A 13,973-nucleotide genomic window follows, 5' to 3' on the forward strand; every position below is an offset into this window, starting at 1 on the left:
AACTGGCAGATTGTGGAACGCCATCAGGCTCCCTACCGCCGCCCCACCGTGAGCGCACCCACGCCCGACTCCCCGGCCCAACCGTTGCTGGGACGCCGCGCCCGCATGCTGCTGGCCGCCCTTGGCGCCGTGCTGGCGCTGGCCCTCTTTGCCCTGCGGGGCGGCCTGCAACCGGCCGCACCGCTGGAGAAACTGGCCCGCCAATCGCTCGACCTCTCGGTGGCTCTGGGCGACGGCCGCCCCACCCTGGTGGAGTTCTACGCCGACTGGTGTGAGGCCTGCCAAGCCATGGCGCCGGCGATGGAAACGATTGAGCAGCAACACCACGGCCAACTCGACGTGGTGCTCCTCAATGTCGACAACCCGCGGTGGCAACCAGAGATCGACCGCTACGAGGTGAACGGCATTCCCCAGCTGGAGCTGTTCAATGCTTCCGGCAGCGCCATCGGCCGCGCCCTCGGCGCCCGCAGCAAACCCGAGCTCGAAGCGCTCACCACGGCCCTGATCGCCGACACGCCGCTGCCGCAGCTGGCGGGCCTGGCCACCCAGAGCGCCCTGCAACCCACCCTGGCGGCAACGCCGATGGCAGGCCCCCGCAGCCACAGCTGATCCCGCCAACCCCGCCTACCCTGCAGCCGCCAGGCGCCACGCCCCATGAACCGCTTCCGGGTTGAGCTGATCGCCGCCACCCCCAACCCGCAGCAGTGCATCTACGCGGCGATGCACCAGGACTACAGCGAGGGCTTTGTGGCCGCCGATCGCGCTGAGTGGCCCGACGAAACCAAGGCCGGCGAGATCTGCGTGAAGCGACTGCTAGCGGGTGAGCGCGGCCATTACGGCCCGCTGGAGCACGCCCAGATCGTGCTGAATGTGGGCTGGTTTCCCCATTCGGTGATGCAGCAGGCCCGCACCCACCGGGTGGGGGTGAGCTTCGATGTGCAGTCGATGCGCTATACGGGCGATCGCATCTGCCGGGCCGCCAATGGCGAACTCGAGCTCGAAGAGGTGTTCTACCTACGCCCCGAAGGGCACTACAGCGACCGCCAGGGCAAGAAATACGCCTACACCGCCGAGGAGCGCAGCAAAGATCTCGAGCTCTGCCGCCTGGCCGCCGAGCGCTACCGCGACATGCTCGCCGCCGGCTTCGCCGAAGAGCATGCCCGCGGCATCCTCCCCTTCGATTACCGCCAGCACTTCGTCGTGAGCTTCTCGCTGCGCGCCTTCCTGCATTTCATGGACCTGCGCGCCAAGCTCGATGCCCAGGAGGAAATCCGCGTGCTGTGCGATCTGATGTGGCCCCACATGCAGACCTGGGCTCCGGAAATCGCCGCCTGGTACGAGAAGAGCCGGCTACACAAGGCGCGGCTCGCTCCCTGAGCGTTACACCTTGGCGAGGGTGACGCGCTCCGGCTGGTGCTGGTACTTGCCGGCGCGGTCTTTGTAGGTGGTTTCGCAGGGATCGCCTTCAAAGAAGAGCAGCTGGCAAATGCCCTCGTTGGCGTAGATGCGGCAATCGGCCCCCGAGGAGTTGCTGAACTCCAGGGTGAGGTGGCCCTCCCAGCTGGCTTCCGCCGGGGTGGTGTTCACGATGATCCCCAGGCGGGCGTAGGTGCTCTTGCCGAGGCAGATCACGGTGATGTTGGCGGGCACCTTCATCTTCTCGAGCGCTACGCCGAGGCCGTAGGAGTGGGCCGGAAGGATGAAGTAGTCGCCGTCCTCATCGCGGTGCAGGGGGGCGGGCTCGAGGTTGGCCGGGTTGAACCGCTTGGGGTTCATCACCGTGCCCGGCACGTGCTTGAAGATCAGGAATTCCTGAGGCGACAGGCGCAGGTCGTAGCCGTAGGAGGAGCAGCCGAAGCTGAGCACCGGCTGGGCACCGTTGTCGGGATCGAGATGGCGCACCAGCTTGGGCTGGAAGGGCTCGAGCATGCCGGCTGCGGCTTGCTCGTTAATCCAGCGGTCGTTTTTGAGCATCAGAAACCTCGGCGCAGCTGCGTGACCTGATCCGCCATCGCCAGCAGGGCGCTGGGCATGGAAGGTCCCGTCAGAATCACATCCAGGTTGGAGGGCCGCTGCTCGAGAGCCGCCAGCACCTCCGCTTCCTCGAGGTATCCGAGCTCCACCGCCAGGCCCAGCTCATCGAGCACCAGCTGATCCAGCTGACCCGCCAGCATCTGCTCGCGGGTGAACGCCCACACCTCACGCACAGCCTCCCGCTCCGCGGCCCCAGCCGCATCGGCCGCCGCTGGTTCCGCCAGGCAACCAGCCACGGCAGGGCGCAACCACTGCAGCCGGCCGCACAGCCAGACGCTGCGCTCCAGCCCCTGGTCGACCCCGCCTTTCAGGAACTGGCTGATCAACACCCGGCTACCGAGACCGGCACTGCGCAGGGCCTGACTGAACACGCCGCTGAAACTGCCGCGAAACGAAGCGGTGTGCACCTGCAGCAAACCTTCCTGCTGCGCCACCAGGCGCAGGCTGCGCCCAGGCGCAGACACCGAGCTCACGGCTCGCCCGCCACCGCCGGCTCGATGACCAGGCCGGAATGGGCCGCTGGAGCCATTGCCGGGAAGGGCTGCAATGCTCGCCGTCATCTCCGCTTGGCCGCCGCGCTGAATCCTGAATGTAGCGGTGGTGAACCGATGGGCAAGCATCAGCCACTACCTGTAGTGCAAACACCCGTACCATCGGGCCAACGCAGATCCAGGCCCCAACGATGCCCGCAGCCCCCTCCCGCAGCGATGGACGCAGCCCGAGCGAACTGCGCCCAACCCGCTTCGACTGGGATCCAATGGGTTTTGCCCTGAGCTCGGTCACCGTGCACACCGGCCGCACCGCGGTGATCTGCAGCGTCTGCCTGGAGGAGGGTGTGCCGAAATGGCGGAAGGGCTCCGGCAAGGGCTGGCTCAGCGCGGACTACCGCCTGCTCCCCGCCAGCACCCCGAGCCGCCAGCCGCGAGAGCTGATGAAACTGTCGGGCCGCACCCAGGAAATCCAGCGGTTGATCGCCCGCAGCCTGCGGGCCTGCCTGGATCTCGAAGCCCTGGGCGAACGCAGCCTCCACATCGACTGCGATGTCCTGCAGGCCGATGCCGGCACCCGCACCGCCTCAATCACCGGTGCCTGGGCGGCGCTGGCCCTGGGACTGCAGCGCCTGGAGGCTCGCGGCGTTCTCAACCGCTCACCCCTCCTGGAGCAGGTGGCAGCGGTGTCGGTGGGGCTGGTGGATGGCCATGGCCTGCTCGACCTCGACTACAGCGAAGACAGCCGCGCCGAGGTGGATCTCAATGTGGTGATGAACAGCCAGGGGCAACTGCTGGAGGTGCAGGGCACCGCCGAGGGGGCTCCCTTCTCGCGGCACCAGCTCAACCAACTCCTGGATCTGGCGGACGACGGGCTGCAGCGGCTTCGGCATAGTCAGCTGCAGGCGCTGGAGCAAGCCCCGAAATAGTGTCAATCACTACAAGAGTCCGCAGGGGTGATCCGTAGGGTCCGCCTCAAATTGCCCCGCCGTTATGGTCGGCGCCCAGCCAGGCTTCAGCCGCTACTCCCCAAGCCCCACCACCGGCGCCGCAGGGCTCTCACCGGTGGCCGGATCTCCCGTGGCCTCCAACGCCACCCTGCTGGATGTGATCCGTGGCCTCAGTGGCAGCACCACCGAAACAGTGGAGCGCGGCAAAACCATTTTCTTCCCGGGCGATCCGGCCGAGAAGGTGTATCTGTTGCGGCGCGGCGCTGTTCGGCTCTCGCGCGTGTATGAATCGGGCGAAGAGATCACCGTGGCGCTGCTGCGGGAAAACAGCCTGTTTGGGGTGCTCTCGCTGCTCACGGGCCAGCGATCCGACCGCTTCTATCACGCTGTCGCCTTCACCCGGGTGGAGATGGTCACGGCCCCAGCCGCCTCGGTGCGCAAGGCGATCGAGCAGGACGCCAGCGTGGGTCTGCTGATGCTGCAAGGCCTCTCCTCACGCATCCTGCAAACGGAAACCATGATCGAAACCCTCACCCACCGCGACATGTCATCGCGGCTGGTGAGCTTTCTGCTGGTGCTCTGCCGCGATTTCGGCGTCCCCACCAGCGAAGGAATCACGATTGATCTGCGTCTCTCGCACCAGGCGATCGCCGAAGCCATTGGCTCCACGCGCGTCACGATCACTCGCCTGCTGGGGGATCTACGCAACGCGGGTCTGGTGCAGATCGACCGCAAAAAGATCACGGTGTTTGATCCGTTGGCCCTGGCCAAGCGCTTCAGCTGAGCGCTGTCCACCGATACTGAGCGTCGTCGCGCAAGCTTGTGTCGGGCTGGCTGCTAATCCTGGCGCTGCTGCTGCTGGGTGGAGTGCTCTCCACCCTCGGCGATCGGCTGGGCTCCAAGGTGGGCAAAGCGCGCCTCAGCTTGCTGGGGATGCGGCCGCGTCGCACGGCCGTGGTGATCACGGTGCTCACCGGCAGCCTGATCAGTGCCATCTCGCTCGGCCTGATGCTGCTGGTGAGCGATCGGCTGCGCACCGGCCTGTTTGAGCTCGACCAACTGGAGCGGCGCCTGCGCGAAGGCCGGGATGCCCTCGAGCGCAGCCAAAGCGATCTGAATGCCGCAGAGCAGGGGCGCCAGGAGGCCCGCAGCCAACTGGGCATGGTGGAAGCCCAGGCCGCTTCCCTACGCAAGGAGCTGGCACCGCTGCTGCAACAGCGCCGCCAACTGGAACAGGAACGCGACCAGCTCAGCCGCGAGATCGGCGCCAAGGATGCCGACATCCGCCGCAACCGCGAAGAGCTGACGCGGCTGAACACGCGCATCAGCGCCTCGGCCAAAGAGCTGCAGCAGCTGGAAACCAACCTGATCGCCCTCAGGCGCGGCGATGTGGTGATCAGCAGCGGCCAACCGCTGGAGATTGCCAAGGTGCGGATCCAAAGCCCTGAGCAGGCCAAGGTGGTGATCGAAGCCCTGCTCCGCCAAACCAACATCAACGTGTTCCAGCGGGTGCTGCCGGGGCAGCCCCCCAACCGCCAGATCCTGTTGGTTCCCCGCAGCGACATCACCAAGCTCGAAGGCATCCTGAGCAAACGGGGCGATTGGGTGGTGAGCCTGATCTCAGCCGCCAACGTGCTGAAGGGCGAACGCCAGGTGGTGGCCTTCCCCGATGTGCGCCGCAACAAGCAGGTGGTGAAAGCGGGCGAACAGTTGGCCACCACCGTGCTGGAAGGCGATGAACGCAGCCCGGAGCAGGTGCGCAGCCGCCTCAATCTGCTGCTCGCCTCGGCGTACAACACCGTGCAGCGGGCCGGCAGCCTGGCCAGCGGCCTTCAGTTCGATGCCGCGAGCGTGAACCAGCTGAGCCAGACCCTCATCAACCGCCCTACCGGCCAGGTGGTGCAACTGCAGGCGATCTCACTGCGCAACAGCGACCTGGTGGATCCGGTGGCCGTGGAACTGCGGGCGCTCCCGCGGTGAGCCACCTCGCCGCCATCGATCCGGGCCGGAGCAAATGCGGCCTGGTGCTGGCCGATCTGGAGCAGCTGCAAGTGCTGGCCGCCGGCGTGCTGCCACCGGAGCGCTGCCGGGTGCTGCTGCTGGAGTGGGCGCAAAGCCCGGGCTATGCAGCGGTGCTGCTGGGGGATGGCACCGGTAGCCGGCCCTGGCAGCAGTGGCTCCGCGCGCAGCAGCTGCACATGCAGCTGATCCCTGAGGCGGGCACCACCCTCGCCGCCAGGGATCGCTTCTGGCAACTAGAGCCCGCCCGCGGCTGGCGGCGATGGCTGCCCCGCGGTCTGCGCGTGCCTCCAAGGGATGTGGATGATGTGGTGGCCCAGTTGCTGCTCGAGCGCCACCTGGGCCAGGCGCTCAGCCGCAGTCCAGACCTGGAGCTCCTCGGCCGCTGAGGCCGCGCTTAAAACTTCGCGCGCACGGTGAAGGCGTAATCCCCACCGGGCTCCAGCTGATAGTCGGCCTTCAGGAGAAAGCGCAGCAGCGCATCGTGGATCAGAGCGCGGCCCAGCGAGGGTTCCACCAGCAACTCACCGCGATCAAAAAACCAACTGAACGTCCACTGAAAGCCGCCTGCGCTCACCTCGCCTTCCAGCAGGCGCTGGCTGAAGCTCTGCTGCAGCACCCGCAGCTGTGCTGTGGTGGTGGGCAAACGACTCACAGCAACGCTCCTCAGCCAAGCGGGGCTTCCGCCAGCTTGGCGGCAGCCGGCGCCACAAACCCGTTCAATCGGTTACCAGCGCGCTCAAAACCCAGCCTCTGGATCAGATCCACACCGGCCAGCACCTCCGCGAGCACCTCATCCAGCACCGGCTGCTCAGCGGCTGCAAAGCGGCCGAGCACATGGCCCACCGTGCGCTGTTTGCGCTCAACGGGATTGAGGGCCGGCGCACCGATGCCGATACGCAGCCGCGGGAACTCCTGCCCGCCCAGATGGGCGATGGTGCTGCGCAGGCCGTTGTGGCCGCCTGCACCACCGCTGGTGCGCAACCGCAGGCGACCCAGGGGCAGATCCATGTCGTCGACCAACACCAGCATCTGCAGCGGATCCAGACCAAACCAATCGAGAGCGGCACGGATCGCGCGGCCGCTGTCGTTCATGAAGGTCTGGGGCATGAGCAGGCGCAACCGCTGCGCGCCAACGCCCACCTCGGCCAGCAACCCATGCAGCTTGCTCTGGTGCTTGAAGCTGCCGCCGGCTTCGGCGGCGAGACGCTCGAGCGCCATGAAGCCCACGTTGTGGCGGGTGCCGGCGTATTTGTCGCCCGGGTTGCCGAGGCCCACCAGCAACTGCAAGGGGGCGGCGCCGCTAGATCCAGCCATGCACGCTCAACGGATCAGCTCAGGCCTCTGACGAAGGCTCAGGAGCAGCTTCGGCAACCTTCGGCTTTTCAGCGGACAACGTGTTGGTGGCGCTCACTTCTGCATCCACCGTGTCGACCGCTTTGCGGAATTCCTTCTCAAATTCGCTGGACGCACTCTGAAAACCCTTCAGGGTGCGTCCCAGGGTTTTGCCCAACTCGGGCAGACGCTTCGGGCCGAACACCAGCAGGCCGATGGCCGCAATCACCGCCAGCTCTGGCAGTCCGACTCCGAAGACGTTCATCGGATCAGCCGACGCCGTTCCAGTTGACGGTGATGCCGTCGAGCAGCAGCGACTTGTTGTACAGCTGCAGGATCACCAGCAGAAACACCAGAAACAGGGCCATGAACACGCCCATCACGGGGGTGGTGCCCCAGCCGGGAACAACCTTGCCGTACTCGGAGTTGAGGGGACGCAGCAGATCTCCCAGGCGGGTGCGTTGAGCCATGACGGGCTTTGCTCTCTGGCAAGGGTCAGTCTCGTTACTGTAAGGGCCGCGGCAGCCGCCGCGACTGTGCCTGTCGAGAGTTGTGATGGAAACGTCGTCCCCAGCCATGTCCGTGGCGCTGGCCGTGTTGGCTGTGCTGCTGGGCCTCACCGGCTTCGGGATCTATCAGGCCTTTGGGCCACCGTCGAAGGGGCTCACCGATCCCTTCGACGATCACGACGACTGAGCCTCGCCTCAACCACGCCAGATCTGCCAATGACCGAGCTGCCAAGGCAGCAGCAGGTCATCTGCATGGAGATCGGCGGTGGGCTCCCCTGGCTCGCGGCGACCGCACCAGCCCGCGGGCCATCGCAGCTGCACGCGCTGGGGGCTCAGGTTTTGCAGGGTGAGCCGTGCCGTGCCGGGCTGCTCCAGCCGCTGAAGCTGCACCAACTGCAGAGCCGTTGAGCCCAGGTCCAGGGCCGGCCAGCTCTGTGGGAGAGCGTCACCGGCTGCGGGGCGGATCCACAAGGGCTCGCGGAAGCGCTGCGCCTGAAGCGGCACCGCCTGTTGCCGCCAGCCCTGGGCGCAGGGCATCAGCGCAACCCGCAACCGCTGCAAGCCCTGATCGGCGGAGGGATCCGGCCAGGTGGGTGCGCGCAGCAGCGACACACCGAGGCGCTCTGGATCCGCCGACACCCCCTGGGGCCCATCCAGCAGCACCGCCAAACCGCCACCTGCCGCGCTCTGGGAGACCAACCAACTGATGGCGGGCACCTCCCAACGGGCCTGCTCACGACCATGCACCGCCGCGGCGGGACGTTCGATCACACCGCCTGGGGTATCGGCCGCGTAGCGGCAGGCGGCGTGGGCCAAGGGCAGCTCCAGCCGCAGCAGTTCGTGGCGCTGACACCACTCCACCTGGAGACTGAGCTCCAACCAGGGCGAAGCCGCCCGCAGCTGTACGTCCAGGCGCAGGCGGCTGCTGCCGCAGCGGCCCCGCCAAACCAGCCGCGCGCACAGCGGACCCTGCTCCGCCACCTCAGGGCCGCTGTGCCAATGCAACGGCAAGGGGTGCTCGCGGTAGTTGGCCGCCAGATCCCAGGCATCCCAGAACTCCCCGTGATCCCGCCAGCGGCACCAGGCCAGCGGGCCCGCCAGCTGAGCCACGCCATCGCCCCCCCACAACTGCTCGAGCCCGAGCGGGGCAAACGCCGCCCGCACCAGGCCATTACTGAGCTGGAGGCTCTGGCCCTCCGTCTGCAGCACCACAGGATGCTGGGGCGCTGCAACCTCTGCTGTCTCCGCATTCAGCGGCCCACGCGCCAGTGGGACCGCCGCCACACCGGCGGACAGGTTGAGCTGCACCCAGGTGCCGCCGCCTGGTGCCGGCTGTTGGGGCAGAACAACCTGGCCAGGCACGTGTCGCCAGGAGCCTGCCGGTAGCCGCAGGGTGCATGGCCCGCCGCCGTGCAGCTGCCCCTGCACCAACCACCAGCCGTTGGGGTGGGCTGGCAACAGGGCCTGCCAGGCCGCATCACGCGCGCGGCGGGCCTGGCGGCGCGCAGCGCGCCACTGGGACTCGGCCTGCTCAAACACCTCCGGAATCGAGGTGCCCGGGAGGATGTCGTGAAACTGCTGAAACAGCAGCGGCTTCCAATCGGCCGGCGCGGGAGCCATCGCTGGGGGAGCCAGCAGGTGCTGGAGGGCCTGGGCCAGGTCGGCCTCCCGCAGCAACCGCTCCAGCGTGCGGTTGTGGCGCTTCTGATCCGGCCGGCTGGTGGCACAGCCGCGGTGCAACTCCAGATAGAGCTCATCGCGCCACACCGGCAGCTGCGGCGCCAGCGGCTCCAGCCCGGCCAGGTAGTGGCGCAAGCTGCCGTGGGTCTGCGGGCAAGCCAGCGGTTGCTGCTGCCACAGCTGCAGCTGCTCGAGCATTTCGGCGGTCGGACCGCCGCCGTGGTCCCCCACACCTGGCAGCCACAGAGCCTGCTCCACACCCGTGGCGCCCTGCCAAGCGCGGCTGTAGGCATCAATCGCCAAGGGGTCGCCATCGGTGCCGATCGGGGCCGTGGCCAAAGCCAGCAGTTCACTGCCGCAGCGGCTGCGCCAACGGAAGAGGCGGTGAGGGAAGGGTTGGCCGCTGTTCCAGGCGAGCTTGTGGGTGCAGAACCACTCCACCCCGGTGCTGCGGGCCACAGCCGGCAGCCCAGCGCTGAAGCCAAAGCTGTCGGGCAGCCAGCAGAGGTTGTGGTGCCACTCGGGAAAACGGGAGCGGCTGTAGGCCTGCCCCAGGGCGAACTGCTGCAGCAGTGAGGCAGTGCCAACCAGCACGCAATCGCTCTCCACCCAGGGGCCATTGATCGGCTCGAAGCGCCCGGCTTGCATCGCCACCCGCAGCCGCGCGAACAGAGCCGGGCGGTGCTGCTCAATCCAGGCGTAGAGCGCCGGGGTGGAATGGGCGAAGTGAAGGTCGGGGAAGCGCTCCATCAAGGTGAGCGCCGATTCAAAGGTGCGCACAGCGGCCTGCCAGGTGTCGGCCACCGGCCAGAGCCAGGCCAGATCCAGGTGGGCATGACCCAGCACCTGCACGGGCCCAGGCGGCTGACATTGCTCCTGCCGCTGCAGCCAAGGCTCCAGCGCCGCTGCGCTGGCGGGATCAGCCGGATCCAGGGCATCCAACTGCTCGAGCAAGGCCGGTTGCGCCTCAACCGGCAAGCGCTGCGCCGCCAGCGCCAACCGTGGCGCTGCCAGCACGCTGCTGGGATCGGCTGGATCCAGGGGCTCCTGCTCCACGGCGCTGGTGATCAGGGCACCGTCGTCGTGGAGGGGAGAGCGCAGGCGCAGCGCCAGCTGCAGGGGCTCGCCGCTCCACCAGACCGGCGGAAGGGGCCAGCGGCAAGCGGTATCAAAAAGATCCCCCTGGTGCACTCGCTCCCCGTTGACCCGCAGCTCCACCGCATCGGCCCACCAACGCAGCACCAGCCGCGCCAGACGATCTCCCTGCTGCCGCTGCTGCCAGAGCAACGGGCAGATCAGCTCCAGCTCCAGCTCCAGCCACCGCCCACCGCGCGGCCAGATCAACAGGCCGCGGGCATGCCAATCGGGCCGGTGGCGGGCTCCCCAGGGATCCAGCAAGGCCAGATCGCCAGCGCCAGCAGGGGTCGCGCGATGCCAAAGGGGCCTGAGATCCAGCCGCGATTGCCCCTGAAACGTTTCAATCCAGGAGCGAACGGCGCCGTCTGGGCCCTCCGGCATCGGTCAACGCGATCACGACCCATAGGATGATGCCGCTGCCGCAGGGTCATTCAGGGCCCACCTGGCGCCCGTTACTCCCTGTCACCGCCGGACAGAACCAATGCTCGCCCTCAAGATCTCGGTTTACTCCGTCGTCTTCTTCTTCATCGGGATCTTCGTGTTCGGCTTCCTGGCCAGCGATCCCAGCCGTACCCCCAGCCGCAAAGACCTGGAGGAGTGATCCTCTGCCTGAAGCCTGATCGGCGTTTCTGCCGCAGGCGTGTCAGGATCACGCCCTCTTAATTCCCTTCGGTGCCAGTCCCGCAACGCGTCCGCCGTCTGATTGCGGTGCTGGGATCGGCATCGATCGTGATGGGTGGTCACGCGGTTGCCGCGGAATCATCAGCGCGAGACCCAGGCCCTTCTCCACTGGCTGCGGCGTCATCAGACGACGCCCCATCAGGACTGATTGAGGCCACACCGGCTCAGCGACCACCGATTGAGATTGAGCTGAGCGCCGACCACCAGGGGTTTGATCTCCTGGCCAATCGCTTCGTGGCCACAGGCAACGTGAAGGTGATCCTGGCGGGTGGCCGCCTGCTGGCCGATCGCCTCGAATACGAAAGCGCGACCCGCACCATCTACGCCAGCGGCCGGATTCGCTTTCAACGGGGCAACCAATACCTCCAGGCCAGCAAGCTCCGCTACAGCCTGATCGAGAACAGCGGCGACATCGATGAGGTGTATGGCGTTCTCGATCTCGACAGCGCCGCCCTCGACCTCAACCCCAGCCAGCCACCATCCGCCCCGCTGCTGCCGCTGAGCTACTGGACAGCGCCAGTGGCACCTTTCAACGGCGACGTGAGCTTCGCCGTTGTCGAGCTCCCAGCCGACACCCTGCAGGCTCAACCCCTGAGCGGCGGCAGTGCAGAGGTCGGCGTACCCGCCGGCACACCGGAGCTCCTCCCTGACGACGACTGGGAGATGCCACCGGTGGCCCTCTCACCGCAGGCGCAGACAATGGCCTGCCCGCCGCCACTGCCACCGGTACCCGATTGGCGCCCCTACCCCTGGGCAGCGACCCTCTGGGGCGGCCAGATGATCGATGCCAATTTCGGGGACACCTTTATTTTCAACGGGCAGTTGCGACCGGAATACCTTCTAGGCCTAGGACTCAACAAAAGACTGCTTCGTGCTGGGCCGCTAGCACTGGAATTTGACACAAACGCCCTATTGCACCGAGCTGCTGAACAGCCCGGAGGAGGCTTCAACCAAAACGTACCGTTCTCGAACACTCCCGCCCAGACTTTTGGTGAGTTCACCTGGAGCTTCGGCGTTCGGGCGTGGCTTCAACCATGGTTGAGCCTAGCTTTCTTTGAAGGAGTGAGTTTAAACACGAGTGTCAGCAACTACGAAAAAACATTCCGAGAGAACTTCACCACTTTCCTTAACTATCTTGGCTTCGAGGTAGAAGCACTCATCAAACCTGAATGGTCGCTCGTAGGTCGGATCCACCACCGCTCAGGCGCCTATGGGACCTATAGCGGCGTTAGCGAGGGGAGCAATGCCTATCTGGTTGGCATGCGATACCGATTTGGACGCAGTGCGCCGAAAGGCTATGTGGAAGCCATGTCAGCTCCAGATGGTTGCGATGGAGGTGGACAACCCCAACCCAAAGCGCTAGACGAACAGTTGAACAATGTGGCGCTGGGATCAGCCCAGCAAGCCATCGGCACAACAGCGGGAAACGCTAGCGAGACATCAAGCCCCAAAAAGCTCACGCCCGGACAACAAGAGTCCCTACGGCGCAAAAAGATTGCAGCACTTGTCGATCAGCGGATTTCAGGGTTGCAATTTCAACAAAGCCTGACCGTAAGAAGACAGGGAGGCAACAACATCCAGGGAGACAATGAGTTCACGACCCGTGAGTTGACATATGGCTTCGTTAGGCCCATTCAGCTTCAGCCACTTTCAAACGCGGCGAACAGGAAATTTGTGACAGGCACAATCAGCCGCTGGCGTCTTCAGGCCAACAGGCTGACAGTAACCCCAAGAGGCTGGGAAGCTGATCGCGCAGCTTTAACCAACGACCCATTCACCCCAGCTCAATCCTGGGTTGACGCACGTGGGGTGGTGGCCTATCAGGAAACCAATGGCGACCTAGTCATCCAGTCCAAAAGCAACCAATTAATCCTTGAAGACCGACTGCCGTTGCCTTTACAACGGAATCAACGTTTTGAGAAAGATCGGCAGGTCGAAAATCGCTGGGTGCTGGCCGTTGACTCTGAAGACCGAGATGGCTTCTACCTTGGCTACAACCTAAAACCAATCGAAATAGGGAAGCGCGGCACACTCAACCTCCAGCCCCAGTTCATGGTTAGGCGAGCACTTGACGGCAAGACGAGCAGCTACGTGTTGCCGGGCACATCCGTTGACAGCGAACCCCAAGCGCAACCCACTCGCATCGGCGACTTATTCGGTCTTCTTGCCCGATTTGACACACGCGTCTTAGGACTGAACATTGACGTGGAGGGTAATTTTTCAACTTTTGACCCCAGCAACTTTGCCAATGGAACACGCAGCTCAGCTGACATCAGCCGGTCATTCAATCTCCCCGTGATCGGCAAAACAACGGCACGGGGCTTTGCTGCTTATCGCTTTAGAGTCTGGAACGGATCACTGGGCGAGCAAGACGTTTACTCGGCCCTAGGCGTGTCGCTTGAGCAGAGAAAAGATTTACCTAATCTGGGAAGCATCACCAACCAGATGTTCTGGCGTGCAGGGGTAGGAAATTTCCAAGGCTCAGAGTTTAAGAGCACCAATCTTGCCGACCTCTGGAGAGCCAGCATCTATGGCTCTATCAACAGCCGCCTGCCACTGTGGACCGGCAAACCACGCAATGCAGGAACGGAAATCGGCACACGCTACAGCCCAACACCAGTAGTACCGGGCCTTGCAATTAACACGAATCTCAATTTGAACTTGTCATATTTTGGAGATGGCACAAGCCAACAGGCATTTGGAATTAGCGGAGGACCAACATTAACACTAGGTCGCTTACAGAAAAACTTTTTCGACTACACACAATTGACAATTGCTGGCGGTGGCACTCTCCGCCAGGGGGTCAGCCCCTTCAGCTTTGACCGCATTGTTGACTTAAGCACATTAGGCGTTGGCCTGACCCAACAACTCGCTGGCCCTCTTATTTTCAGCGGAGGAATTGGCTTCAATGTGGATGGGAACTCTGAATTCTACGGCGACATCGTTGACTCATATGTAGAGCTTCGCTGGCAACGACGCGCTTACGAGTTGGCCATCTACTACAGCCCGTATCAAGGACTTGGTGGCGTAAGGATAAAGCTGAACGACTTCAATTTCAGAGGCACTGGCCTACCGTTTGTTCCCTACATGCCACCCTCGATGTCGCAAGACCAGGCGATTCAACGCCGAGGGTTCTAGGC

16 protein-coding genes are annotated in these 13,973 nt (G+C 64.9%); 9 read left to right on the forward strand and 7 right to left on the reverse strand.

All coding sequences use genetic code 11. The annotated features are described in order from the left end of the window. Positions 1 to 105: 105 nt before the first annotated feature. Positions 106 to 609 (forward strand): thioredoxin domain-containing protein, encoded by a 504-nt coding sequence (locus KUL97_RS09620; RefSeq protein WP_217797284.1) that lies wholly within the window; start codon positions 106 to 108, stop codon positions 607 to 609. A 45-nt stretch (positions 610 to 654) separates the two neighbouring features. Further along, positions 655 to 1,377: an FAD-dependent thymidylate synthase gene (gene thyX / locus KUL97_RS09625; protein ID WP_217796791.1), complete on the forward strand. Its 723-nt coding sequence runs from the start codon at positions 655 to 657 to the stop codon at positions 1,375 to 1,377. 3 nt (positions 1,378 to 1,380) lie between these two features. On the opposite strand, the gene dcd is transcribed toward thyX, so the two are convergent. Both dcd and KUL97_RS09635 read right to left on the reverse strand, forming a co-directional pair. Then, on the reverse strand, positions 1,381 to 1,974 hold the full coding sequence (gene dcd, locus KUL97_RS09630; protein WP_217796792.1) for a dCTP deaminase: 594 nt from the start codon (positions 1,972 to 1,974) through the stop codon (positions 1,381 to 1,383). Next, positions 1,974 to 2,594: a cob(I)yrinic acid a,c-diamide adenosyltransferase gene (locus tag KUL97_RS09635; RefSeq protein ID WP_217796793.1), complete on the reverse strand. Its 621-nt coding sequence runs from the start codon at positions 2,592 to 2,594 to the stop codon at positions 1,974 to 1,976. Before KUL97_RS09635 ends, dcd begins: the two co-directional genes overlap by 1 nt. A gap of 122 nt (positions 2,595 to 2,716) precedes the next feature. Between KUL97_RS09635 and rph the strand changes: the two genes are divergently transcribed. From rph to KUL97_RS09655, 4 genes are all read left to right on the forward strand, one after another. Beyond that, positions 2,717 to 3,451 (forward strand): ribonuclease PH, encoded by a 735-nt coding sequence (rph, locus tag KUL97_RS09640; RefSeq protein WP_217796794.1) that lies wholly within the window; start codon positions 2,717 to 2,719, stop codon positions 3,449 to 3,451. A 64-nt stretch (positions 3,452 to 3,515) separates the two neighbouring features. Further along, positions 3,516 to 4,256: a global nitrogen regulator NtcA gene (ntcA, locus tag KUL97_RS09645; protein WP_217796795.1), complete on the forward strand. Its 741-nt coding sequence runs from the start codon at positions 3,516 to 3,518 to the stop codon at positions 4,254 to 4,256. Between the two features lie 38 nt (positions 4,257 to 4,294). Beyond that, positions 4,295 to 5,452 carry a DUF3084 domain-containing protein gene (locus KUL97_RS09650; RefSeq protein ID WP_217796796.1) on the forward strand — a complete coding sequence of 386 codons (1,158 nt, stop codon included), beginning with the start codon at positions 4,295 to 4,297 and terminating at the stop codon, positions 5,450 to 5,452. Continuing rightward, a complete protein-coding gene (locus tag KUL97_RS09655; RefSeq protein ID WP_217796797.1) occupies positions 5,449 to 5,880 on the forward strand; it encodes a resolvase in 432 nt (143 codons plus the stop codon). Before KUL97_RS09650 ends, KUL97_RS09655 begins: the two co-directional genes overlap by 4 nt. 8 nt (positions 5,881 to 5,888) lie before the next feature. On the opposite strand, the gene KUL97_RS09660 is transcribed toward KUL97_RS09655, so the two are convergent. From KUL97_RS09660 to psbH, 4 genes are read right to left on the reverse strand one after another with little or no spacing between them, the layout of a single operon-like run. Continuing rightward, entirely contained in the window at positions 5,889 to 6,146 is a 258-nt protein-coding gene (locus KUL97_RS09660) for a DUF3146 family protein (protein WP_010312062.1), read from the reverse strand. A gap of 11 nt (positions 6,147 to 6,157) precedes the next feature. Continuing rightward, a complete protein-coding gene (gene pth / locus KUL97_RS09665) occupies positions 6,158 to 6,808 on the reverse strand; it encodes an aminoacyl-tRNA hydrolase (protein WP_217796798.1) in 651 nt (216 codons plus the stop codon). A 19-nt stretch (positions 6,809 to 6,827) separates the two neighbouring features. Beyond that, positions 6,828 to 7,091, reverse strand: coding sequence for a TatA/E family twin arginine-targeting protein translocase (locus KUL97_RS09670; protein WP_217796799.1), 264 nt, complete (start codon positions 7,089 to 7,091; stop codon positions 6,828 to 6,830). A 4-nt stretch (positions 7,092 to 7,095) separates the two neighbouring features. Beyond that, the gene (psbH, locus tag KUL97_RS09675) at positions 7,096 to 7,296 is read right to left on the reverse strand and encodes a photosystem II reaction center phosphoprotein PsbH (protein WP_010312068.1); all 201 of its coding nucleotides are present in this window, start codon (positions 7,294 to 7,296) and stop codon (positions 7,096 to 7,098) included. A gap of 85 nt (positions 7,297 to 7,381) precedes the next feature. On the opposite strand from psbH, the gene psbN reads away from it, so the two are divergent. After that, the gene (gene psbN, locus KUL97_RS09680) at positions 7,382 to 7,522 is read left to right on the forward strand and encodes a photosystem II reaction center protein PsbN (protein ID WP_029553161.1); all 141 of its coding nucleotides are present in this window, start codon (positions 7,382 to 7,384) and stop codon (positions 7,520 to 7,522) included. An 8-nt stretch (positions 7,523 to 7,530) separates the two neighbouring features. On the opposite strand, the gene KUL97_RS09685 is transcribed toward psbN, so the two are convergent. After that, positions 7,531 to 10,533 carry an alpha-mannosidase gene (locus tag KUL97_RS09685; protein ID WP_217796800.1) on the reverse strand — a complete coding sequence of 1,001 codons (3,003 nt, stop codon included), beginning with the start codon at positions 10,531 to 10,533 and terminating at the stop codon, positions 7,531 to 7,533. Between the two features lie 100 nt (positions 10,534 to 10,633). Between KUL97_RS09685 and KUL97_RS09690 the strand changes: the two genes are divergently transcribed. Both KUL97_RS09690 and KUL97_RS09695 read left to right on the forward strand, forming a co-directional pair. Beyond that, positions 10,634 to 10,753, forward strand: a complete 120-nt coding sequence (locus tag KUL97_RS09690; protein ID WP_010312075.1) for a photosystem II reaction center protein I — start codon at positions 10,634 to 10,636, stop codon at positions 10,751 to 10,753. Positions 10,754 to 10,824: 71 nt separating this feature from the next. Further along, positions 10,825 to 13,971: a DUF3769 domain-containing protein gene (locus KUL97_RS09695; RefSeq protein WP_368656134.1), complete on the forward strand. Its 3,147-nt coding sequence runs from the start codon at positions 10,825 to 10,827 to the stop codon at positions 13,969 to 13,971. Positions 13,972 to 13,973: the final 2 nt, after the last annotated feature.

Source organism: Synechococcus sp. HK05 (genome assembly GCF_019104765.1).
Taxonomy (GTDB): Bacteria; Cyanobacteriota; Cyanobacteriia; order PCC-6307; family Cyanobiaceae; genus Vulcanococcus.

Excerpts from the sequence above, each read along its gene's own strand:
- psbH (WP_010312068.1), bottom strand. The coding sequence starts at position 7,296 with ATGGCTCAACGCACCCGCCTGGGAGATCTGCTGCGTCCCCTCAACTCC.
- KUL97_RS09620 (WP_217797284.1), top strand. The coding sequence starts at position 106 with ATGCTGCTGGCCGCCCTTGGCGCCGTGCTGGCGCTGGCCCTCTTTGCC.
- KUL97_RS09690 (WP_010312075.1), top strand. The coding sequence starts at position 10,634 with ATGCTCGCCCTCAAGATCTCGGTTTACTCCGTCGTCTTCTTCTTCATC.
- dcd (WP_217796792.1), bottom strand. The coding sequence starts at position 1,974 with ATGCTCAAAAACGACCGCTGGATTAACGAGCAAGCCGCAGCCGGCATG.
- psbN (WP_029553161.1), top strand. The coding sequence starts at position 7,382 with ATGGAAACGTCGTCCCCAGCCATGTCCGTGGCGCTGGCCGTGTTGGCT.
- thyX (WP_217796791.1), top strand. The coding sequence starts at position 655 with ATGAACCGCTTCCGGGTTGAGCTGATCGCCGCCACCCCCAACCCGCAG.
- KUL97_RS09685 (WP_217796800.1), bottom strand. The coding sequence starts at position 10,533 with ATGCCGGAGGGCCCAGACGGCGCCGTTCGCTCCTGGATTGAAACGTTT.
- KUL97_RS09635 (WP_217796793.1), bottom strand. The coding sequence starts at position 2,594 with ATGACGGCGAGCATTGCAGCCCTTCCCGGCAATGGCTCCAGCGGCCCA.
- KUL97_RS09670 (WP_217796799.1), bottom strand. The coding sequence starts at position 7,091 with ATGAACGTCTTCGGAGTCGGACTGCCAGAGCTGGCGGTGATTGCGGCC.
- pth (WP_217796798.1), bottom strand. The coding sequence starts at position 6,808 with ATGGCTGGATCTAGCGGCGCCGCCCCCTTGCAGTTGCTGGTGGGCCTC.
- ntcA (WP_217796795.1), top strand. The coding sequence starts at position 3,516 with ATGGTCGGCGCCCAGCCAGGCTTCAGCCGCTACTCCCCAAGCCCCACC.
- rph (WP_217796794.1), top strand. The coding sequence starts at position 2,717 with ATGCCCGCAGCCCCCTCCCGCAGCGATGGACGCAGCCCGAGCGAACTG.